General features: G+C 65.9%; 1 protein-coding gene. It reads right to left on the bottom strand.

All coding sequences use genetic code 11. The annotated features are described in order from the left end of the window. Window positions 1-24: 24 nt before the first annotated feature. The gene (locus AB0J47_RS42245) at window positions 25-963 is read right to left on the bottom strand and encodes an IS5 family transposase (protein WP_364360355.1); all 939 of its coding nucleotides are present in this window, start codon (window positions 961-963) and stop codon (window positions 25-27) included. Window positions 964-1076 lie beyond the last annotated feature (113 nt).

Raw genomic sequence — 1076 nt, 5'->3', positions numbered from 1 at the left:
CTAGGTCGTGTTTCGAAAGTCGGGTCACCGTAGCCACAGGTCGATGGCGGCGATGTGGACGGTAGCCAGGAAGCGGACGGCGAGTTTGTCGTATCTGGTTGCCAGCGCGCGGTTTTGCTTGAGTTGGTTGATGCCACGCTCGACCGCGTTGCGGTCACGGTAGATCTCGGCATCGAACGCATGCGGCCGACCACCTCGCGCGCCGCGCCGGAGCCGGTGACCGACCTGGTCTCCCGGCACCGGGATAGTGGCCCGGATTCCGCGTCGAGCCAGGTAAGCGCGGTTGGCGCGGGAGGAATAGGCCTTGTCCGCCAACACTCGGTCTGGGCGCACACGCGGCCGCCCACCACCGAGCCGCGGTACCCAGACCGCATCCAGCACCGCGGTGAAGTACGGACTGTCACCGGCCTGACCACCGGTAATCAGGACCGCCAACGGCGCCAAACCCTGTTCACAGGCCAGGTGCAGCTTCGTCGACCATCCACCCCGAGACCGGCCGAGCGCGTGATCGGCCGGCTCGACCTCGACCCCACCCGGGGGCTCGGCCTGAGCGCTGCCATCGCGGACAGCCCCAGCGGCATGCTGATGGGCCCGCATGATGGTCGAGTCCACACTCACCTGCCAGCAGATACCGCCATTCGCATCGGCGAGTATCTGCAACAACTTCAGCAGCAACGCCCAGTTCCCCGCACGCTGCCACCGCCGGAACAACCCATACACCGTCTGCCAGGGCCCATACCGATCCGGCACATCCCGCCACGGCGCACCCACCCGAATGCGCCACCGAATCCCGTCGATGATCTGGCGTTTGCTCCACTTCGGCGGACGACCCGCCTTCTTGCCACGAGGCAGCAACGGCTCCAACCGCGCCCACTGGGCATCGGTCAAATCCGCTCGCCCCGCCACCGCTACGCTGGCCACGAGGTCTCCGGTATTCAGGTTCTGCTTGGTCGCTGAACCCATCTACCGGAGACCTCACCCATCTCACGGCATCGACACACCCACTCCGGCAACGACTTTCAGCCGCAATCACGACGGCGGCGATCACCCCTCAGCACTTATGAAACACGCCCTAG

Source organism: Nocardia sp. NPDC049737 (assembly GCF_040674755.1).
Classification (GTDB): Bacteria; Actinomycetota; Actinomycetes; order Mycobacteriales; family Mycobacteriaceae; genus Nocardia.
The sequence above is the reverse complement of the archived record's forward strand: the minus strand, read 5'-3'. Positions and strand labels throughout refer to the sequence as shown.

Bases quoted from the DNA above. Each gene is read 5' to 3' on its own strand.
- AB0J47_RS42245 (WP_364360355.1), bottom strand. From the start codon at position 963: ATGGGTTCAGCGACCAAGCAGAACCTGAATACCGGAGACCTCGTGGCC.